Genomic DNA, 20043 nt, shown 5'->3' on the forward strand with positions numbered 1-20043 from the left:
ATAATTTTTACATTCTGCAAATCTTGCCTTATACTGAAAAATAGTAAGAGGAGGAACCGTGAAAATCCAAAAACAACAAGCAATGCGTAATGTCCTATATGCCCTCGCACCACTATGCCTTGCAGCAACCTATTTTTTCGGCTGGCGATTCATCGCCGTATTGGTAGTAGTAGGGGCCACAGGACTTTTGTGTGAATGGCTCATGGCCAGGCGATATGGATACAAGATCACTGAATCCCTCTTCGTATCCTGTACCCTCTTCGCACTCTCCCTACCTCCGACCATACCCCTCTGGATAGCGGCGTTGGGCATAGCCTTTGGCATCATCTTCGGCAAGATGATCTTCGGTGGCTTTGGCAAGAACATATTCAACCCCGCCATCACGGCACGAGCCTTTGTCTATATCAGCTTTGGGGTCCCCATGACTGCAAGGTTCATTGGCAATGCAACAAGCCTAGGCTGGTTTCCTGCCGGATTTGGTTCGTGGATTACCCACGCCGACAGCGTCTCGGCAGCTACCCCTCTGTTGACCAAGAACGTACCCCTATTGGATATGTTCCTAGGCTTTACCAGCGGTAGTTTTGGAGAGACAAGTGCTGTCCTCATCCTGCTAGGGGGCCTGTTCATCCTCTACAAGAAGACGGCCAACTGGAAAATCGTCGTCGCTTCGATAGGGTCCTTTCTCCTGCTGCAGACGGTGTTCTGGGCTACGGGACTGCAAATCTCTACGGAGAACGGCCTCCAGGCAGTGGCCTCCCCCATGGCAGCACTTTTGGGAGGAAGCTTCCTCTTTGCCGCCTTCTTCATGATAACAGACCCTGTTTCTGCCTCCCAGTCGACCGATACCGGCCGATGGATCTATGGGGCGATGTTCGGCATCCTCACCGTCCTGATACGCACCTTCTCAACCTGGGTCGAGGGAGTCACCTTTGCGATCCTCCTGGCAAACATGTTCGCTCCCCTTCTCGACACCATCCTTAAGGGTATCAAGGCAAAGAAAAAGCTGAAAGCCACCCAGGGAGGTGCAGCATGAAAAAGAAGGATACATTCTACCACAAACGCCTCTACCCCTTGGTATTCATGGTATCTACAACGGTATTCTGTATTCTCGTGACATCAGGGCTCTATCTGACTACGCTGGACAAGGCCGAGGCAAACGAACTCTCCTTCACCCGTAGGGCCATCCTCGATGCTGGTGGGTTGCAGTATGAAAACACCACTGCGGGAATCGAAAAGACCTATACTGACAGTATTGAGGTCGAAAAAGGCTACTATATTGCCAATGGCACTGAAGGCAAGCGCTTCATCATCCCCGTACAGGGCCCCGGCCTCTGGGGAACCATCGCCATCATGGTAGGGTTCGAGGAGGATCTCAAGACCTTCGCAGGGCTTGCAATCGTAAGTCAGAATGAGACCCCAGGCTTAGGTGCCCGTATCGAGGAGCCGTGGTTTACTGCCCAGTTCAAGGGCAAGCAACCACCGTTCACCTTGGTGGAGGAAGGCACCAGCGCCCTTGCCAATGAAGTGGATGCCATTACAGGAGCTACCCGTACCTCAGAGTATTTCAGAAACCTAGTGAACCGTTCTGCAGCCGATGCCCAGCGCATCATTAGAGGAGAGTGAGATGGCCAAGAAACTGATGAAAAAAACCTTTATGGAACCCTTGGGCAAAAACAACCCTGTTTTTGTCCAGATACTCGGGATCTGCTCTACCCTGGCAGTAACCAACAAGCTGCAGAATACCATGGTGATGACCTTGGGTGTCATGTTTACCACAGCCCTCTCCAGCTGGACGATATCGCTGCTTCGCAACCATATCCCCTCACGCATCCGCATGATGGTGGAGACCATGGTCATTGCAACCTACGTCATCATCGTCGACATCGTGCTGAAGGCCTACTACCCTGAGATGTGGAAGCAACTCGGTCCCTACGTCGGGCTCATCATAACCAACTGTATCGTCATGGGTCGTATCGAGGCCTTTGCCCTGCAGAACAAGCCGATGCTATCTCTCGTTGATGGCCTTGCCTCCGGGTTGGGATATGCCTACGTGCTACTGGTCATCGCCTTTGTCCGTGAACTCTTGGGAACCGGTAGCCTTTGGGGCTACAGGATCCTGGGATCCTGGTGGACAAACTGGTCCATCATGATCATGCCCCCTGGAGGATTCTTCGTGCTGGCGATCTTCATCTGGGTCATTCGCGAAACTATCATGAAGGAGGCCAAGTAATGAATGAATCAATCATGCCCTTTGCCATATTCTTTGCCTCAATCTTCACCGGAAACATCCTGCTCACCAACTATTTGGGGATGTGTTCCTTCCTCTCTGTTTCCAAAGAGCTGAAGACCTCACTGGGCCTAGGGGCTGCCGTCATCTTCGTCATGGCAACCACCACACCCCTGAACTGGCTCGTCTACCGGTATCTGCTCATTCCCTTTGGGTTGGATTACCTTCGCTTCATTGCCTTCATCATCGTCATAGCAGCCTTTGTACAGCTTACCGAGATGGTCATCGAGCGATACAGCGAACCCCTCTACCAATCCCTGGGAATCTTTTTGCCCCTCATTACCGTCAACTGTGCAATCCTTGGTGCGAGTCTGTTCATGGTCATCCGGGAGTACACACTTTTCACCTCCTTCCTCTTCGGGCTAGGAAGCGGAATAGGCTGGTTTATCGCCATCATTGCAATGGCCGGCATCCGGCAGAAACTGAAAAACGCCAAAGTACCCCCAGGGCTTGAAGGCCCTGGCATAACGTTGGTGATTGCCGGATTCATGGCCATGGCATTCATGGGCTTCTCTGGCATGATTGCCCTATCGTAAGGAGCATATGATGGTAATTACACTACTGATAAGCATTGGGATCATCAGCCTCCTCTCAGTCTTCCTGGCCATCCTCATGGTCATCGCTGATGCCACGATAGGCAACTATGGAACAGTCAAGATATCCATCAATGATGGGTCGAAGGTATTGGAGGTCGATGGTGGGCAACCCCTGCTTCGCGCCCTCAACCAGGAAGGGGTGTTCATCCCCTCCGCCTGTGGTGGACGAGGCTCCTGCGGACTGTGCAAGGTGAAGGTTGTATCGGGAGGAGGAGACTATCTTCCTACAGAACTACCATTCATCTCCGACGAAGAGCGAAAACAGCTCATCAGGCTCTCCTGCCAGGTCAAGGTAAAGACCGATGTGGCCATCGTCATTCCTGAGGAACTCTTCCTCGTCAAGGAGTTCACTACGGTGGTGGAAAGCATCAAGGACCTCACCCATGACATCAAGCAGGTCACCCTCAGCCTGAAGGATCCCACTGAGATATCGACAAAGGCTGGCCAGTACATACAGTTCGTGGTACCTGAGTATGAGGACTCCGACGAGAGTGTCTATCGCGCGTACTCGATGGCATCCCCTCCTGGAGACAGCAAGCATGTGGAATTGGAGATCCGTCTCGTTCCCAATGGAATCTGCACCACCTATGTGCACAAGCACCTCAAGGAAGGGGATGAGGTCATCATCAACGGCCCGTATGGAGAGTTCTACCTCAGGGATACCGAACGGAACATCATCTTCATCGCCGGAGGGTCGGGGATGGCCCCCATCAAGAGCATGCTGCTCGATATGGAGAAGAAAGGCTCGACACGAAAGACAACATACTTCTTTGGTGCCCGATCGAAACGGGACCTCTTCCTCCTTGATGAGATGAAGGCCCTTGAAAAGACGATACCCAACTTCACCTTCGTACCCGCCTTGAGCGAACCTCAGGCTGAGGACAAATGGGAAGGGGAAGTAGGTCTCATCACCGATGTGGTTAGGCGGATGGTTTCAGAAGGCTCCAACAGCGAAGCCTACCTTTGCGGAAGCCCTGGCATGATCGACGCATGTATCAAGGTCCTCCACGAGCTGGAAGTCCCTCCCGAGAACGTCTTCTACGACAAATTCTGACCCCAAGGAGCTCATGATGAAACAAACACCTGAATTCGACAAGATACAGCAAGAGATGAAGAAAGGCGTCATCACCCTCGATGGTTTTTTGGGAGATGACAAAAGGAAATTGGTTGACATCATTGCAAGTGACGCCCTGACAGTAAGCAAGCATAGGACCACCCATGAGGCCATTGCAAGCCGTATGGAATGGTTCAAGGAACTTGGGTTTACAGGCCTGGGTCAGTTCATCACCATCGACGAGAGGTTTGAGGTAAAGGTTGAGACCGTCCGTGGACTGCTTCCCTCCCCTTTCGGAGGTCCAAACATGTACGGAAAGGTCAACACCACCGTAGTGAACAAGGTGAAGGAAAGGACTATCGTCTACACCGACCTACACATCCACTTCATCGCCGACTATGGATTCTTTGAAGGCAAAGGCTCCCCCTTCAGGCTCGAACCAGAAGATCTCATCGATATCCTGGAAGTGCCCAAAGAGGAAGAGTAGGCTCACCTCTGCGAACCATCTGCTTCTTTGGGCAGCCAAAGGAGCAGTGCAAGCAGAAAACAGATGGCTGAGACAACCAGTATGCCCAACCCGACCCCTAACAGGGTCGAAAAGAAGCCAAGGGCCAGGGCGATGGCTGCAGCAAACAGGGATTCGGCCTGGGACTCCACCGACAGGGCAGAGGCCAGGGAGTCCTGGTACATCCGCTCGCTTACATAGGTGATGCCCATGGGCTTTCTCAGATTCTCCAATATGTAGATTCCCAAATAGAGAACGACAGCAACGGTTACCCAGCTTAGATGGAGGAAAAACCCGCTCAACACCCCCAACGTTATCCCCAGCAGCATAGTTAGGTTCAGTGGTGTCGCCAACTGTCCGAACCGTTGGGCAAACTTTCCAGACCTGCTGGAGACAAAGGCCGTGGAGCTGTACATGATGGCATATACCAGCCCCACCAAGAGGGCTGTTCTTTTTTGGTCCTCCAAATTCAGGAGGATCGGGATGCTCAGAGCCAACGTCTTCAGTAGTGGTTGCAAATAATCCTTGAACGCCTTGTAGTACCCGCTATAGAGCGCCTGGTTTGCAATGGTCCTCATCGTCTTGGGGTTCTTCATGCTGGAAAACAGGGACCGCAACACCACAAGGAAGGTTTCAGAGATCTTTTCCCCGTTGGCCTGATGCCTTCCATCCAGATATTTGGGGTAGGAGACGATCAACAGCAGATTCAACACATAGGGAATGATGGAGAACAAGAACACAGCCTTGTAGGAACCCCGCCAGAATATCAGGATTGCGGCCAGGATTGCAGAAACCGTCGAGCCCCATTGGGACCAGGCACGGGTATGCCCATAGTAGTAGGTGCGCTGGGAGTTCCACCCTTGCCTGTCCAGATACTCAAAGATCATGGCCTTATGGGTTCCGGTGCGGAAGGCCTCACCAAAGGCGAAGGCTATCATGGCCAGAAAGAGCAGGCCGTATGAAGAGACCGCATAGAACAGGAAAAACGAGAGGATATAGGAGAGAAAGGAGAGGGCCATGGTCATGCGCCGGCCCATGGTATCGGCCATCACCCCTGAAGGGATCTCCAGGATGTTTATGCTGATCTCCCTTACCGCATAGAGCGCCCCGATCTGGACATAGGAAAGCCCCTTACTCAAGAAAATCAACAACAGGAACGGTTCAAAAAACTGCAGGTTCTTCAGAAACCCGTAGGTACAGAACTTGAAGTACTGCATGTTCTTCTCAAAGATCTGAGGTACCTTCTCTTTGTGGCCCATCCGCTCTACCCTCTATCAATATTGGAGAGCATTCTACTCCCAAATCAACAAAATGCAAACACTATCCTCTCGGTCCTGGCTCCCCTGTCGAGTTGCGTATGATGAGGCGGCTGCGGTATTCCACCCGGGTGACGGCACCGGAATCCACCTCAACCGGCGGTTTCTTGGCCATCTTGTCGGATATGAGCCGGATGGCACTACGCCCGACCTGGATGATATAGTGCTCCACCGTCGTAAGGCTTACCCCACGGAAGGAAGATGGATAGATGTTGTCAAAGCCACAGACACTGTAATCGCGGGGAATGGAGAACCCAGCATCATGGATGGCATCGATCACCCCATAGGCAACCATGTCGTTGATAGCCACGATCGCTGTCACCTGAGGAGTCTCCCGAATGCAACGCTTGGCAAGTTCATAGCCTGTCTGGTGCTCGATGTCGACGGTATTGAGCTCGGTGGAAGAAGCAACTTCAGAAGTAAAAAGGGAGAGCTTGGCTCCGCTGCCAGCAAGCCTGAACTCAGCCTTGAGCCCTTCATACCTCCGTACACGTGCACTGTGCTCTGAGTTGAGGCTCGTCGACACATAGGCAACCTTCCTATGCCCAAGTTGCAAAAGGTGCTTTCCGACGAAGGAGCCTGCGGTAAAGTTGTTCACATCGACCGTATCGAGGCCCAGTTCATTCTGCTTGTCCCCAACGGCAACTACAGGAACACTCTTGTTGAGTTCCCGGACAAGGTCAGGTTGTTGGGGGATCATGGCAAAGACCACCCCGCCCACCATGGGATCCTTGGCAAACTCACAGATCCGTTTTTCCTTCTCGGTATCCCAATAGGTAGTGAACAGCATGGTATCAAGACCACGAAGAGAGGCCTCCTGCTCCATACCTTGGATAATGGTCGCAAAATAGGGGTTCATGACCGAGGGGCAGACGATGGCCAATACCTTCTTGTCATACTTGCCGCTCTTTTTCTCATATCCAAGTTCCCGCGCCAAGGCGTATACGGTATCGACAGTATCGGAAGAGAACCGTGAGAGGCTCTTTTTTGCCAAAATCATCGATACGCTTGCTGATGAGATACCTGCTGCATCGCCAATATCCTTCAGGGTGACCTTCTTTTTACTCATGCTGGATACTCCTTGCCTGACTTCCATTAAAGTTAAACACTTTTCAACAACAAATGCAAGAACAAAAATCAGAACTTATCCCATATAAGAATAGGTAACTTTTTTTCCTGCTAGAAAACAAAGAGAAATTAAATTTGACAAGTAGAGATTCTTCCCGTACACTGAAAAAAAATCGTTAGTGAATATATGGAAAAAACTGTTGAAAACTGTTGAAAAATATATTCCCTAACGAAACTCTGGAGGAAAGAATGAAAAAGGTACTTTTTGCTCTCATGGTTCTTGTTCTGGCCCTTTCACCGCTGATGGCACAGGGTGCAAAAGAAGCTCCTGCTGACAAGGATTACAAGCTTGTTCTCAAGATGAGCCACGTGTTCGCACCCAATGAACAGCTAACCAAATCCCTGAACATTGTCGTAGAAAACATCAAGACCCGCACCAATGGCGCCATTGAGATCCAGCACTATCCTCAGGGACAGCTTGCTGTCTATAAGGACGGTGTCGAACAGGTTGCACGTGGTGCAAAGTTCATCTCCGTCGAGGACCCCTCCTATCTTGGAGACTATGTCCCAGACTTCAACGCCTTGGTCGGCCCGATGCTGTACACCTCCTTCGATGCCTATGAGTACATGATCAAGACCCCTCTGGTAAAGAACATGATCAAGGAATTGGAAGAGAAGCATAACATAAAGGTGCTTGCCCTTGACTACATCTTTGGCTTCCGCAACCTGAAGACCAACAAGATCATCACCAAGCCAGAAGACCTCAAAGGCATGAAGATCCGCACCCCTGGAAGCCAGCTGTTCATTGACACCATCAATGCAATGGGTGCAACCGCAACCCCACTTCCGTTCAGCGAAACCATCTCTGCAGTACAGCAGGGTGTTGTCGACGGCCTGGAAGGGACCATGGATGCGTATGGATCCAACGGTAGTGCTGAAGTTGCCAAGAACATGGCCTTCACCAAGCATTTCCTCGGAACCTGTGGTGTCTATATCAACAACGACCTGTTCAACAGCATTCCAGAAAAATATCGCACGATCATCCAGGAAGAGTTTACAGCAGGTGCTGCCCAGATGAATACCGAGATCGCCAACAACTATGAAGCGACCAAGGCAATGCTGGAAGCCAAGGGCAACAAGTTCAATGAAGTTGACAACGCTGCCTTTGCAGCAGTCGCAGGTCCTGTATATGCCAACATGAAGGGTGTCACCCCTGGCATCTACGATACCTTGCAGGCTGAACTTGCAAAAATGAACAAGTAAGAAGCTCCGTCCATCGTAGGCCGGCCACTTGCCGCAATCCTCCCAGAAGATGGTTGCGTGCAGGAAGGTCGGCCTATATCATATCCAAAGGAGGTGAAAGCCAATGAACCAAAATCTCAAGAAATTCGTTTCCAATTTTGAAATCATCTTTGCAAGCATGTTTCTCATCGTGACTACCGTCTTGGTAATGCTCAATGTCGTTTTACGCTATTTTTTCAACCTGGGCATTTTCTGGTCCGAGGAAGTGGCAACTGGCTGTTTCGTCTGGAGCGTATTTCTCGGCGCTGCTGCCGGATACAAATTCAGGATCCATGTGGGCGTCGACATGATCGTCAACATGTGTCCACCAACTGCAAAGAAAATCATTGGTATCGTCGTTGACCTCATCCTCTTGCTCATCAACGGATACATCACCTATATAGCTGTCATCTATCTGAGCCACTCCTACAAGAAGCCAACACCGGTGCTCAATATCTCCACAGCCTTCATCAGCTCTTCCTTGCTGGTAAGCTTTGGCCTTATGACCCTCTATTCAGTCGTCTTTCTCATCCGGGATTGCAAGACTCCCAGACCCATTCAAGGAGAGGTATAAGCTATGTTGTCATATTTGCCATCAATCTTGGTTTTCATCCTCTATTTCTCGAGCATCCCGATAGCCTATGCCCTGTTTGGTGCCTCGCTCTTCTATTTTGCCATCATCGACAACAGCTCTCCGGTGGACCTCCTGCTGCAGAAGTTCGTTACCAGCACCCAGTCCTTCCCCCTCCTGGCCATCCCTTTCTTCATCATGGCCGGATCCATCATGAACTACGCCGGCATCAGCAAGAAGCTCATGCAGTTTGCAGACGTCCTTACCGGCCATATGTCCGGAGGCCTTGCCCAGGTCAACGTACTGTTGAGCATGCTCATGGGTGGAGTCTCTGGCTCTGCCAACGCTGATGCGGCCATGCAGAGCAAGATGCTCGTCCCAGAAATGGAGAAACGAGGATACGACAAGGCCTTCTCCACTGCCATCACTGCAGCCTCATCAGCAGTCACCCCTGTCATCCCCCCAGGCATCAACCTCATCATCTATGCACTGATCGCCAGTGCGTCGGTAGGAAGGATGTTTGCAGCAGGGTATCTTCCCGGTTTCCTGATGACAGCCTGTCTCATGGTTGCCGTGGCCATCATCTCCAAGAAGCGTGGCTACAAGCCCAGCAGGGAGAAGAAGGCAGGTACAAAAGAGATGCTCCGACAAGGTTTTGACTCCATTTGGGCACTGCTCTTTCCCTTTGGCATCATCATGGGACTGAGAATTGGCATCTTTACCCCCTCGGAGGCTGGAGCGGTTGCCGTATTCTACTGTATCATTATCGGCAAGTTCATCTATAAGGAATTGGGCAAGGAGCATATCATCCCAGTATTGAAAGAGACCATTCTGGGTACAAGCACAGTAGTGCTCATCATCGTTTCTGCCTCGGTCTTTGGCTACTACCTAAACTGGGAGCAGATACCACAGCATCTGACAGCCCTTCTCTTGAACATTACCCAGAGCAAATATGTGATGTTGTTGATCATCAACATCCTCTTCCTGGTGATGGGAATGTTCCTCGAAGGCGGGGCGGCTCTCATCATCCTGGCTCCCCTGCTGGTCCCGGTAGTAACCAGACTCGGGGTCGACCCCATCCATTTCGGGCTCATCTGTATCGTCAACATCATGATAGGGGGGATAACCCCACCATTTGGGTCGATGATGTTCACCTGTTGCAGCATCACCAACTGCAAGCTGCAGGACTTTGTACGGGAGTCGATCCCCTTCATCATAGCCCTGCTGGTAGCCCTTCTCTTGATAACCTACATTCCGGCAATCTCCCTCATCCTGCCTAACCTGCTCTATGGGGTCGCGTAACAATACCTAGCAAGGAGTCACATCATATGAAAGTATATGCACATCGAGGGTACAGTGGAGCCTACCCTGAGAATACCATGTTGGCATTCAGAAAGGCACTGGAAGCAGGAAGCGATGGGATAGAGCTCGATGTCCAGCTTACCAAGGACGGGGAGGTGGTCATCATCCATGATGAGTTGGTGGACCGCACAACCAATGGCAAGGGCTTGGTCTCAAGCTTTACCCTGTGTGAACTCCAGAAGCTCAACGCTGCGCAACTGTGGCAGGACCTCACCAAGTTTGAGCCGATCCCCACCTTCGATGAGTACTGCACTTGGGTAAAGTCGACAGACCTGGTCACCAACATCGAGTTGAAGACAAGTGTCATCTACTACCAGGAGATCGAAGAGAAGACCCTTGCCATCCTCAAGAAACATCAGCTGCAGGAGAAGGTATTCTTCTCCTCCTTCAACCTGCTCTCCATCGCCAACGCAAAGGCCCTGGACGCTTCCATCCCCTGTGGGGTACTGGTTCCCGATTCGGGTCTGGTCAATGCAGGATACTTCTGCGACAAATTCGGCTTTGAAAGTTTCCACCCCTATTTTGGCAATGTCTCGGCAGAGTCAGTTGCAGAGTGCAAGGCCCATGGGATCAAGACCAATGTCTGGACAATAAACACCATGGGACAGCTGGAGAAGTGCCATGAGTGGGGCTGTGACGGCATCTTCACCAACTACCCCTCGGTGTGCAAAGCTTGGATCATGAGCAAAAACTAGGAACAAATAGAAACAAATACTGCCCTTAAAACCAGGAACCCATCCAATTGGAAGGGTTCCTGGTGTGTAAAGAGAGACTTCCTACAGAATTCCCTACTTTCCGACATCCCTTCCCAGGGAGATCGTTTCTGTAGCAAAGTTTTCGACACTCCGCTTCTTCTCAAAGAACCTGGGCATCTGGGAGACAAAACCAGCCTTGGTATAGAATACATCATCCTTCGCTAGGGGTAGCTCTACCGGAGCCTTCGTTACCGAGGACTTGTAGATGGCCATGATCAGCTCGATGGTCTTCCTTCCCTCCTCCCCTGTTACCAGAAGCGGCTCCGTCCCCTCAATGGCACGGATGAAGTTCCTGATCTGTCCAGGATGGCCTTCAAGGTCAACTTCGGCCAAAGCCTCATAGAAGTTCTCTACAACCTGCTTGGTCTCCCCATCCTCAACAGGAAACCCATTGTCCAACTCCTTGTTGGCCTGTACGGACCAGGGGATCGAAACCCTCGCCTTGTCACCAGAGAAAACCATCGACTGCTCTTCGCCATGCATCAACAAGGTTGCGGTAAGCTGTGCCATCTTGTCAGGATAGCGGAAGATAGCCATGGAGAGGTCCTCGCACTCACTATTGGTATGGACCATGTTGGTGATGACTGCAGTCACCTCAGTGGGCATGCCAAGCAGCCACTGCATCAGATCGAGGTGGTGGGTCGCATGGGCGGTGGTGCAACCGCCACTCTCCTTCTCCCAAGTCCCTCGCCACCACAGGTCGTAGTAGCTCTGGCCTCTCCACCAGTAGGAGTTCACATTCGCATACCTCACTGGCCCTATCACCCCGCTGTCAAGGAGGCTCTTCATCTTCATCATTGGGGTCTTGAACCTGTTCTGGCAGACGATGGAGAGAAGCTTGCCACTCTGTTTGCCCGCCTCGATCATCTGGTCACACTCCTCCAGGCTGGTCGCCATGGGCTTCTCGACAAGCACATGCTTGCCAGCCTCAAGAGCGTCGATGGCAACCTGGGCATGCATCCCTGGAGGGAGGCAGACCGAGACAATATCGGCATCGACCATCTTGAGGGCCTGCTTGTAATCCTTGAACGCCACGGCCCCAGCAAGACCCATCTCTTCGATCATCTTCTCTGCCTTGTCCACGAACAGGTCGCAAAGACAGGCGATGTGGCAGTTTCCCATCTCTTTATACGCTTCGATATGCACCCGCGCTATTGCTCCGGTTCCAATGATAATGATTGCATGTGTTGCCATTCTGATTCCTCTTATAGTTCGATACCAATGCCATGGTCAGGCAAAAGGGGGAGAGCTCCATCCGGGCTGAAAGCCTCCTGAGTATACACAACATCGTCAGATTCATCAAATGGGAAAAGATTTGCTTTCCAGCATCGCATTGTCCTGGGCTGGATAGGAGATACCAGACAACTACAAACAAACCCCAAGGCTCTCCTTGGGGTTTGATGGAATCCACTGGCTCCTACGGCTTCATGTCATGAACCATACCTTTCGGTGGAGCCTTCCTGTTTATGTTCCTGACTGGCTTACGCCCCTACCAGTCCCAATCGGTGAACTGTTCGTCGTTGAGTCTCCAATACTGCTTTGTATAGGCGATGGAAGAGTTCTCCTTCGCATACTCAAACGCTGTAAGCCCCTCGTAATCACTGGTCCAGGCATCGGCATCCTGGTCAAGCAGCAGGTCTATGATGTCAGGATCCGTTACATAGCGAGAGGCATAGATGAGAGGAGTTCGCCCCTCTCCATCCTGGGCTGTAAGGGAAGAACCTTCCAGGATGAGGTATTCGATCACCTCATAGGCATTGTCACTCTCCAAGGCGTGCATCAGGGCAGTCTTGCCTTCGATATCACGAGCCCTGAGGTCCACACCGGCTTCAACCAGGGTATAGATGAACCCCATGCCCAGGGAGTTATCAGCGGCCAGCATCAGAAGGGTCTTCCCTTCATTGGTCCTTGCCAGCACGTCAGCGCCCCGGTCCAGGGAGAAGGTCAGCTCTTCTGGATTGTAGGAGTAGAGCAACAGTTGCATGAGCGGGGTAAAGCCATCATTGCTTCTGTGGTTTATGTCAGCTCCCCAATCGAGTAGGATGTCTGCAACCTCATCATTGAGATAGACTACCGCATACTCCAAGGCGCCCATTCCATCTTTATCGACTACATCAACAGATGCACCATCACGGAGCATCCCAAGGGTTACCTCTGTTGCCCTGTTCATCTGGGCAGCAAGCATAAGGGCTGTCATGCCGTCATTGTTTTCATAGGCTGCACCATTTTGCACGAGGGTCCTGAAAATCTCATACTTGGGATTGTCGGCCGCAGCATACATCAGAGGGGTCCAGTCAAAGTCATCCTTGGCATTGGGATCCTCCCCGATGCTCAGCAGCCACTCGATCATCTCTGGATAGCTGGTGTTCGATGAGGCAAAATGCAACAGGGTCATACCATCCTGGACCGATGGGTCGTGCTTGGCTCCCAGGGAGAGCAGCCTGGCGGCAACCTCGGGGTTGCTGTTGGAATTTACTGCATGGAGGAGGGCATTCCAATTGTCATCATCATAGAAAGCGATATCCTCACCTTCATCTACAAGAAATGCGACCATATCAGGATTTGTGTTGTTTGCTGCTGCATACATCAGAGCTGTCAGGCCATCATACTCGCTACTCTCATGAACAGCACCAAGGTCCAGGAGGGCCTTTACAGAATCCGTGACTGAATTATTGCTCACTGCATAGAGCAAGGCAGTCCACCCAAAGGAGTCCTGTTCATCCACTGGGAACCCATACTCGACCAAGGATGAAATCATATCGCCAAAGGGGGAGTTTGAAGCCCCATATATGAGGGGACTGCCGTCTTCGTACGAGGTTTCGCCACTTTCCAGCAACAGTTTCACCACCTCAAAGTTTGGGTTATAACTAAGGGCATAGAGCAAGGCTGTCCAGTTGGCACCCGTGCGGGCAAAAGGATCGGAGCCATAGGCGAGCAGGCTCCTGATCACCTCAGGGGAGGTATTGTATCTGGCTGCATGCACAAGGGCTGTCCAGCCAAGATAGTCTGTGGCATGCACATCGGCGCCCAAACGAAGGAGGTCCTCAACAGTCCCCTCATCCACCAAGTCGTCGACAGCACTCATCAGCAGGGTGCGATCATCGCTGTCCCTCTCCTCCAGGTCGGCTCCATACTCGAGAAGAAGAGCCACCTTGTGTCCACCGTCGCCATACATCAGGGCTATGAGCAAGGGCGAATACTGAAAGTCATCCTGCAGGGAAAGGCTGGCACCTGCTTCAAGCAGGGCCCGGCTAACCTCCAGGTTCTCATTGTACCTGAGGGAGAAGTAGAGGGCAGTCCAGCCGAACTTGTCCGTTTCATCAATGCCGATGCCTGCGTTGAGCAGGGCCCTGACAACCTGTGGGTTGGGATTCTCCTTTGCTGCAGCCATGAGGGCTGTCATTCCATCCTTGTTTCGTTCAAGCATGTCATATCCAAGTGTGGCAAAGGCGGTAATGACCTCAGGGTCGGGGTTATGGCTTGCTGCCAGAAAGAGGGGGGAGAATTCCTTTTGTGCGGTTCCCCCATAGGTCAGCGAGGCTGCAACCTGTTCAGCGTTGCCAGAATTGAAGAGCTCCCCTGCCCCGGAGGCAGAAAGAACCGATAGGGTAAGCAAGAGTCCCAGGAGAACAACAGACTTCTTCATGTATAACCTCCATCCCACTAAGGAAGGAACCATCCCAGCCTCAGTATTGCCCAAGGTTGGGATGGTGTCAATTTCCATACCTTGCAAGGAGGGTAAAATGGAGAAAACCCATTCACAAGTGTATATCTTACTAATTTGCTAGGTTTACTCTAACATCCCGGACATCACCCGTCAAGAAGTGGACCTAGTCTCATAGACATATCCCATATTGGCATGGTATATTTTTAACACGGAGGCCAATAGTGTCGAAAACCCCCTTGTTCATACACATTGCCCGACCGACCTATGGCAGGTATCTTCTACTCGGCAACCACATCAAGACAGAAGGCATGGATATCCTTACCGATATGCAGGGCCCCTTTCTCGTTTTGGGCAACCATTCCCATGCCTATGACTCGCTCTTTGCCTCCGCTGCAGCCAAGGTACACATCCGGTGGGTGGCTGGGGCATACCTATTCAAGCTCTATGGGCTAAAGACCCTTCTGGGCAGATGGGTTGGAGGAATTTCCAAGCAGCAGGGGCGAAGCGACCTGGAGACCATCAGGGCAATTTCGGCAGCACTCAAGGGCGGAGATATCGTAGGGCTCTTTCCTGAAGGCACAAGGACTTGGGATGGAGAGCCTGTCGGCTTTTCCGAGTCGATAGCAAAGCTTGTCAAACTATTCCGTGTCCCTGTCGTCATCATCGCCTTTGAGGGTATCTACGCCCTCAAGCCCAGGTGGGCCGACAAGAAGAGGGTGGGAAAAGCTACCCTCAGGGTCCTGCCACCAATATCTGCCGAAACCATCAATGCCATGACCAAGCAGGAACTCTATGCCTATCTTGCAGAGACCCTGAATTTCTCATACCGAGAGTGGCAGGAGAGGACACGCACCCCGTTCAGGGGGAAGGCACAGGCAGAGGGCCTGCAGAGGGCTCTCTACCTGTGCCCTGATTGCCACTCTTTCAGCAGCCTGACAACAAAGAAGGACCTCATCATGTGCAACCATTGTAATCTGAAATCACGGCTGGATGCACATGACAGATTCATCCCCATCCAAGGCAACAACCCTTTCAGGGATGTCCCTGCATGGCATGAGTGGGAGAGAAGCCAACTCCTCTCACGGATGGAAGCCACCACAGAAGGAAGTCCAATTTTTCCTCCTGACAAGGGTGTGCTCTACCAGAAGGGCGTAGACAACAGGCTCCTGACGTTGAGCAAGGATTTTACCCTTACCATGACCGGCGAAGGGCTGCAGGTAAGGAGCAACAACCCTCCCCTCCTTGCACTATTTCCCCTGGCAAACATCCAGTCCATGATCATCAACGCAAAGCACACCATTGAACTCTACTGTGAGGAGACCCTATACAGGATCCGTATCGACAAACATGGCTCCAGTCTCAAATATGTTGAGCTCTTTCACCTCAATGAGCGTATACTGAAACAAACAAAGGAAGACGTATGACCTGGAATTACATCATTCACATTGGTATTATCTCGGTTGCCCTTCTGGCGGCTGCCCTTGCACGGGCACGTATCCGATTTTTCCAACGGTATCTGATACCTGCCCCCATTGTTGCCGGTATCTTCCTGTTGGTATTCTACAATTTCTTTGCCCACAGGCTGGGCTTGAAGAGCGATTTCCTTGGGGAGATAGTCTATCATCTGCTGAACATCTCCTTTATCTCCATGATGCTCAGGGTCATCCCTGAAAGCCGAAACAGGACAAAGGGAAACCGAGCCATTGCAGCAAATGTGGCCGCTGTCATGGCCCAGTATGGGCTGCAGTGTTTCTTCGGCCTGCTTGTCACTGCCCTGCTCATTGCAACGGTCAGCCCCAACCTTTTCCCTGCCATTGGGTTTTCGCTTCCCCTCGGCTTTGAGCTAGGACCTGGCCAAGCCTATTCGATAGGGGTTACCTGGGAGAGGATGGGCTTTTCCGGAGCCTCTTCAGTCGGCCTCACCATGGCTGCGATCGGATTCCTCATTGGAAGTTTTGGTGGTGTAATGCTCATCAACCAGGGCATCAAGCGGGGTTGGATAGCCAAGGAGTATAGGGAGAAGATCAACCAGAAGAGTATCCGCACAGGATTCTTCAGCAGGGTAACAACCGATCGTCCGATAGGGTCCTTTCTCACCACCGATGGGGAGTCCTTGGATTCTTTTACCTACCACATTGCCCTGGTCATGGCGACCTACCTCATAAGCTGGGGATTTTTAACTGGCATTTCAGCCCTCTTGGGACTTATAGGCCCCCTGGGAAGGGACCTAGCTGAGAGCCTCTGGGGCATCAATTTCATCTTCAGCTCGTTCTGTGCCCTAGGGGTCAAGATGGTGATGCGTTTCTTCAAGGTAGAGACTACCATAGACACCGCTACCTGCAACCGCATCAGCGGCTTGTCTGTCGACCTTACGGTTGCTGCCTCCCTTGGCGCAATATCCCTCGTGACCGTCCAAGGCTACTGGCTTCCCATCCTCGCCCTGGTCATTACGGGATCCATCCTCACCTTGGTGGTCCTCCCCTGGTACTGTTCGCGCATCTATGACGACCACCAGTTCTACAGGATGCTGGTCATCTACGGGACGGCAACAGGGACCCTGCCTACTGGCCTTGCCCTGCTGAGGGTCGTAGACCAGGAGTTTGAGACACCGGTGGCAACTGACTACCTCTACTCGGTGGGCATCGTATTCATCCTTGCCATTCCCTTCATCATGAGCGTAAACTTGCCGGCATTCAGTGTCACCAGGAACAATCCTTCCCTCTTCTGGCTTGCTGTAGCCATCTCCGCCTTCTACATGGTGGCGGCCTTTGTCGCCTACATCCTGATCGCAAAGAAGCGGTCGTTTGCAAAAGCCAGCAAACTGTTCTACACAGAAGAGGAGTAGAGGCAGCAAGGAGTATAGCTTTCCTGGCTTACAGCAACCTTTTCGGTTGTTTTCACAGCCAGGAACGTGTAGAGTTACCCTATGGACACACTACCAGACTTTCCTGCCCTTCAGCCGAGCAATAGGGGCAGGGAGTTCAACCAGTACTCGTCAGAAGAGCACATCGAGGTGGTCTACCACTACCTTTTCAGTGGTATGAGCCATCGTGCCCTGGATAGGGTGGTACTGGGACTCGACCCCCTGGTATCAAAGGGGTACCAGTCAATGGGTATCCTGCACTTCCTTGGGCTGGTTGGCAAACACAAGCACTTCTTTGAAGGGCTTTCCCTAGACAAGGCCTTGGCAATCCTCAAGCCCTATGCACAGAGTGAATCGTATATGCTACTCTTCTCCTACCTCCGCGAAAAAGCAGAAGAGGGGCCCATGGGGGACGAGGACGGCTATGCTGTGGCCGAGCTTGATGCAAAGTACTGGGTCAGCCAGTTTCTCAAGGATGTTGAGGATCCCCAGCAGATAGAGAGCAGGCTCAGCAAGATACCCACTTCCAGCCAGGAGTTCCGCTTTGGGAAGTACAAGTACTTCATCAGCAGCCCATCCCTGAAGGAAACGCTGAAGTGTACCTATGATTTCTACTGCCAGGTATGCCACACCAGGATATATCGACCAAAGTGGGTAAGCACGCTCTCCAAGAAAGAGCAATGGAAACATCTCAATGCCGATGTACACCATATCCGACCCCTCTCCAAAGGTGGGGAAGACTTGCAGCAGAACATGCTCTGTCTCTGCCCGAACTGCCATCGTCGGTTCCACACAGAGGAGCAGGTGCTCAAACAAGGGAAAAGCCAGATATATACCTTCAACCAGATAACCGGGGAGAGTACCCCTCTGGCAAAAAAGCACACCATTGTATTGGGCTGATAAAGAAATCACTCACAGGCCCCCCGAAAAAATGCTTGAAGTGCACCCTTCCCTAGCCATCGAAGGTACGGTACACTTGCCAGTAAAGATCTCATATACAAGGGTTGCAACCAAGCCATGAAGAACCGCCCCACCCTCCTATCCATCCTGCTTGTCCTGATGATAGCTCTCCCCCTGTTTAGTTCTTCCTACTCCCCAAGGACCATCAACATACACTCCCCCCTCTACGAGGAGGTTGACCTGCTCTATCGTCTCCATGGACTGGCCCTCCCTTCAGGGGCAAGGCCCTGGAGCACCAATGAGGCGGCTCTGATACTCTCAGCCATCCCCGATGGAGGCAGCACAGCCAAACTCAAACAGGTAGCACTCTCCCGACTGGAAACAACGCTGCCCAAACAGGACAGCAACGGACTCTCCCACCGCTTCTCCACCACAGTGGCCTTGGAAACCTATGCCCATTCCAACAGCGATGGGTTCACCCTCCCCCAAGACTGGTCCTACAATGCTGACAGGCGACTGCCTCTCTTCGACTTCCGTCTCGAGATGGATTGGAACAACAGGCTCTACTTTGCTACCAGCGTGGAGATGGGGCCATCACCTGTTTCACCACAAGACAATGGGGTACTCATTGTACAACCTGCAGAGCTTCCTAATGGAATAGGGGCAATCATAGTGCCAGGAGACAGTAAGTCAGAATTCCTCAAGCAAGCAACCCTCTTCCAGAAGCATTTCAACACCAACCTCATGACAACAAAGAAGGAGTTTCAGGCCAACTGGCCAAAAGACTCCCAGCTTACCCTAGGGGGTGAGTGGTGGAACATCTCCTTCGGCAGGGGCCCCTTGGGCTGGGGTGTAGGGGAGAGTGGAAACCTGGTCATAGGAAGCCATATCGATTCGCACAACAATCTGAACATCAGCTTCTTCAGCAGCGAATTCAAGCTGCAGTTCCTCTATCTTTTCTTGCCCAACCCTCTCAATGACGAAAAAGAAGAGAGAACCTTCATGGGTAGCCGCCTTGAGAACCAACCCTACCCTTGGCTTCGCTTTGCCGTTACTGAGAACGTCATGTTCAAGGGTGCAAGCATCCCCAGGAACTACCTCGATCCCACCTTCATCTACCATAACCTCTACAACGGGGATATGCTCAATGCCATCGCAAGCCTGGAAGCACAGGTTGCCTTAGCTCGAGGGCTATCACTCCATTCTCAGTTTGTCCTCGACCAATTTCAATTCGCCAATGAGGGGGGATATGAGGCAAATGCCTTGGGCTTCCTGGTAGGCATGACTCACTCTGCTCCCGTGAGGGAAGGCATACTCACCACCTCTGTTGAGTTTGTGGGAACCGACCCTTCCTTATACCGAAGGGATAGGGTGGACTTCCTGGTCGTCCGTGGGCTGAAGAACAACGGCACACCCCTGGCCTTCGACTACCTTGGCTACCGGTGGGGGTCCGACAGCATCGTATGTTCTGCCGAGATGACCTACCTCATCCCCGGCAAAGCCCGGTACAAGGCCAGTGCCCTCCTGCATCGCCAGGGCAGGGTCGATATCTTTGGACCACATTACTATGATACAACAAGTCAGATTTATGACAATTCTGGCAACTCCAATATCGCAGGGCCACCCCTTTCTGGGGATGCGATCAAGGAACAGCTCATCATAGCCCTGGAAGGCTCCTGGTGGCTCAAAAAGACGCCGATGCGCTTCTTTGCCGAACTCACCTGGATAGGAAGGAGAACCTATGCAAAGGCAACCAAGACAACGAGCGGCGAGAGGAGTGACCTCCAGCTGGTAACAAGGATGGTCTTCACCTTCTGA

Annotated in this window: 18 protein-coding genes; 14 read left to right on the forward strand and 4 right to left on the reverse strand. The window is 52.0% G+C overall.

What is annotated here, in order from left to right:
- Positions 1–58: 58 nt before the first annotated feature.
- From ROJ03_RS08195 to ROJ03_RS08220, 6 genes are read left to right on the forward strand one after another with little or no spacing between them, the layout of a single operon-like run.
- Positions 59–1033 carry an RnfABCDGE type electron transport complex subunit D gene (locus ROJ03_RS08195; protein ID WP_313726533.1) on the forward strand — a complete coding sequence of 325 codons (975 nt, stop codon included), beginning with the start codon at positions 59–61 and terminating at the stop codon, positions 1031–1033.
- Positions 1030–1623 (forward strand): FMN-binding protein, encoded by a 594-nt coding sequence (locus tag ROJ03_RS08200; protein WP_313726534.1) that lies wholly within the window; start codon positions 1030–1032, stop codon positions 1621–1623. Before ROJ03_RS08195 ends, ROJ03_RS08200 begins: the two co-directional genes overlap by 4 nt.
- A 1-nt stretch (position 1624) precedes the next feature.
- Positions 1625–2230, forward strand: coding sequence for an NADH:ubiquinone reductase (Na(+)-transporting) subunit D (locus ROJ03_RS08205; RefSeq protein ID WP_313726535.1), 606 nt, complete (start codon positions 1625–1627; stop codon positions 2228–2230).
- The gene (locus ROJ03_RS08210) at positions 2230–2823 is read left to right on the forward strand and encodes an NADH:ubiquinone reductase (Na(+)-transporting) subunit E (protein ID WP_313726536.1); all 594 of its coding nucleotides are present in this window, start codon (positions 2230–2232) and stop codon (positions 2821–2823) included. Before ROJ03_RS08205 ends, ROJ03_RS08210 begins: the two co-directional genes overlap by 1 nt.
- A 10-nt stretch (positions 2824–2833) precedes the next feature.
- A complete protein-coding gene (locus tag ROJ03_RS08215; RefSeq protein ID WP_313726537.1) occupies positions 2834–3937 on the forward strand; it encodes a 2Fe-2S iron-sulfur cluster binding domain-containing protein in 1104 nt (367 codons plus the stop codon).
- A gap of 16 nt (positions 3938–3953) precedes the next feature.
- Positions 3954–4424, forward strand: coding sequence for a hypothetical protein (locus ROJ03_RS08220; protein ID WP_313726538.1), 471 nt, complete (start codon positions 3954–3956; stop codon positions 4422–4424).
- A gap of 2 nt (positions 4425–4426) precedes the next feature.
- Here ROJ03_RS08220 and ROJ03_RS08225 read toward each other — a convergent pair whose 3' ends face one another.
- Complete coding sequence (locus ROJ03_RS08225) at positions 4427–5701, reverse strand: MFS transporter (RefSeq protein WP_313726539.1); 1275 nt, start codon at positions 5699–5701, stop codon at positions 4427–4429.
- Between the two features lie 61 nt (positions 5702–5762).
- Positions 5763–6827: a LacI family DNA-binding transcriptional regulator gene (locus ROJ03_RS08230; protein ID WP_313726540.1), complete on the reverse strand. Its 1065-nt coding sequence runs from the start codon at positions 6825–6827 to the stop codon at positions 5763–5765.
- Positions 6828–7075: 248 nt separating this feature from the next.
- On the opposite strand from ROJ03_RS08230, the gene ROJ03_RS08235 reads away from it, so the two are divergent.
- From ROJ03_RS08235 to ROJ03_RS08250, 4 genes are all read left to right on the forward strand, one after another.
- Entirely contained in the window at positions 7076–8089 is a 1014-nt protein-coding gene (locus ROJ03_RS08235) for a C4-dicarboxylate TRAP transporter substrate-binding protein (RefSeq protein ID WP_313726541.1), read from the forward strand.
- A gap of 103 nt (positions 8090–8192) precedes the next feature.
- Entirely contained in the window at positions 8193–8681 is a 489-nt protein-coding gene (locus tag ROJ03_RS08240) for a TRAP transporter small permease (protein WP_313726542.1), read from the forward strand.
- 3 nt (positions 8682–8684) lie between these two features.
- Positions 8685–9980, forward strand: a complete 1296-nt coding sequence (locus ROJ03_RS08245) for a TRAP transporter large permease (RefSeq protein WP_313726543.1) — start codon at positions 8685–8687, stop codon at positions 9978–9980.
- Positions 9981–10006: 26 nt separating this feature from the next.
- Positions 10007–10735 (forward strand): glycerophosphodiester phosphodiesterase, encoded by a 729-nt coding sequence (locus tag ROJ03_RS08250; protein WP_313726544.1) that lies wholly within the window; start codon positions 10007–10009, stop codon positions 10733–10735.
- 93 nt (positions 10736–10828) lie between these two features.
- Here ROJ03_RS08250 and ROJ03_RS08255 read toward each other — a convergent pair whose 3' ends face one another.
- Together ROJ03_RS08255 and ROJ03_RS08260 are read right to left on the reverse strand one after the other, a co-directional pair.
- Entirely contained in the window at positions 10829–11989 is a 1161-nt protein-coding gene (locus ROJ03_RS08255; protein ID WP_313726545.1) for a Gfo/Idh/MocA family oxidoreductase, read from the reverse strand.
- Between the two features lie 295 nt (positions 11990–12284).
- A complete protein-coding gene (locus ROJ03_RS08260; RefSeq protein ID WP_313726546.1) occupies positions 12285–14441 on the reverse strand; it encodes an ankyrin repeat domain-containing protein in 2157 nt (718 codons plus the stop codon).
- Between the two features lie 242 nt (positions 14442–14683).
- On the opposite strand from ROJ03_RS08260, the gene ROJ03_RS08265 reads away from it, so the two are divergent.
- The 4 genes from ROJ03_RS08265 to ROJ03_RS08280 all read left to right on the forward strand — a co-directional run bounded on the left by ROJ03_RS08265 (position 14684) and on the right by ROJ03_RS08280 (position 20043).
- On the forward strand, positions 14684–15886 hold the full coding sequence (locus ROJ03_RS08265; protein ID WP_313726547.1) for a lysophospholipid acyltransferase family protein: 1203 nt from the start codon (positions 14684–14686) through the stop codon (positions 15884–15886).
- On the forward strand, positions 15883–17307 hold the full coding sequence (locus ROJ03_RS08270; RefSeq protein ID WP_313726548.1) for a sodium:glutamate symporter: 1425 nt from the start codon (positions 15883–15885) through the stop codon (positions 17305–17307). The genes ROJ03_RS08265 and ROJ03_RS08270 overlap by 4 nt, the downstream gene beginning before the upstream one ends.
- An 81-nt stretch (positions 17308–17388) precedes the next feature.
- Positions 17389–18225 (forward strand): HNH endonuclease, encoded by an 837-nt coding sequence (locus ROJ03_RS08275; protein WP_313726549.1) that lies wholly within the window; start codon positions 17389–17391, stop codon positions 18223–18225.
- 117 nt (positions 18226–18342) lie between these two features.
- Complete coding sequence (locus tag ROJ03_RS08280) at positions 18343–20043, forward strand: capsule assembly Wzi family protein (RefSeq protein ID WP_313726551.1); 1701 nt, start codon at positions 18343–18345, stop codon at positions 20041–20043.

The organism is Sphaerochaeta sp. PS (assembly GCF_032144095.1).
Lineage (GTDB): Bacteria > Spirochaetota > Spirochaetia > Sphaerochaetales > Sphaerochaetaceae > Sphaerochaeta.

Coding starts and splice junctions, on each gene's coding strand:
- ROJ03_RS08200 (WP_313726534.1), top strand. CDS start 1,030: ATGAAAAAGAAGGATACATTCTACCACAAACGCCTCTACCCCTTGGTA.
- ROJ03_RS08205 (WP_313726535.1), top strand. CDS start 1,625: ATGGCCAAGAAACTGATGAAAAAAACCTTTATGGAACCCTTGGGCAAA.
- ROJ03_RS08210 (WP_313726536.1), top strand. CDS start 2,230: ATGAATGAATCAATCATGCCCTTTGCCATATTCTTTGCCTCAATCTTC.
- ROJ03_RS08215 (WP_313726537.1), top strand. CDS start 2,834: ATGGTAATTACACTACTGATAAGCATTGGGATCATCAGCCTCCTCTCA.
- ROJ03_RS08220 (WP_313726538.1), top strand. CDS start 3,954: ATGAAACAAACACCTGAATTCGACAAGATACAGCAAGAGATGAAGAAA.
- ROJ03_RS08225 (WP_313726539.1), bottom strand. CDS start 5,701: ATGGGCCACAAAGAGAAGGTACCTCAGATCTTTGAGAAGAACATGCAG.
- ROJ03_RS08230 (WP_313726540.1), bottom strand. CDS start 6,827: ATGAGTAAAAAGAAGGTCACCCTGAAGGATATTGGCGATGCAGCAGGT.
- ROJ03_RS08235 (WP_313726541.1), top strand. CDS start 7,076: ATGAAAAAGGTACTTTTTGCTCTCATGGTTCTTGTTCTGGCCCTTTCA.
- ROJ03_RS08240 (WP_313726542.1), top strand. CDS start 8,193: ATGAACCAAAATCTCAAGAAATTCGTTTCCAATTTTGAAATCATCTTT.
- ROJ03_RS08245 (WP_313726543.1), top strand. CDS start 8,685: ATGTTGTCATATTTGCCATCAATCTTGGTTTTCATCCTCTATTTCTCG.
- ROJ03_RS08250 (WP_313726544.1), top strand. CDS start 10,007: ATGAAAGTATATGCACATCGAGGGTACAGTGGAGCCTACCCTGAGAAT.
- ROJ03_RS08255 (WP_313726545.1), bottom strand. CDS start 11,989: ATGGCAACACATGCAATCATTATCATTGGAACCGGAGCAATAGCGCGG.
- ROJ03_RS08260 (WP_313726546.1), bottom strand. CDS start 14,441: ATGAAGAAGTCTGTTGTTCTCCTGGGACTCTTGCTTACCCTATCGGTT.
- ROJ03_RS08270 (WP_313726548.1), top strand. CDS start 15,883: ATGACCTGGAATTACATCATTCACATTGGTATTATCTCGGTTGCCCTT.
- ROJ03_RS08275 (WP_313726549.1), top strand. CDS start 17,389: ATGGACACACTACCAGACTTTCCTGCCCTTCAGCCGAGCAATAGGGGC.
- ROJ03_RS08280 (WP_313726551.1), top strand. CDS start 18,343: ATGAAGAACCGCCCCACCCTCCTATCCATCCTGCTTGTCCTGATGATA.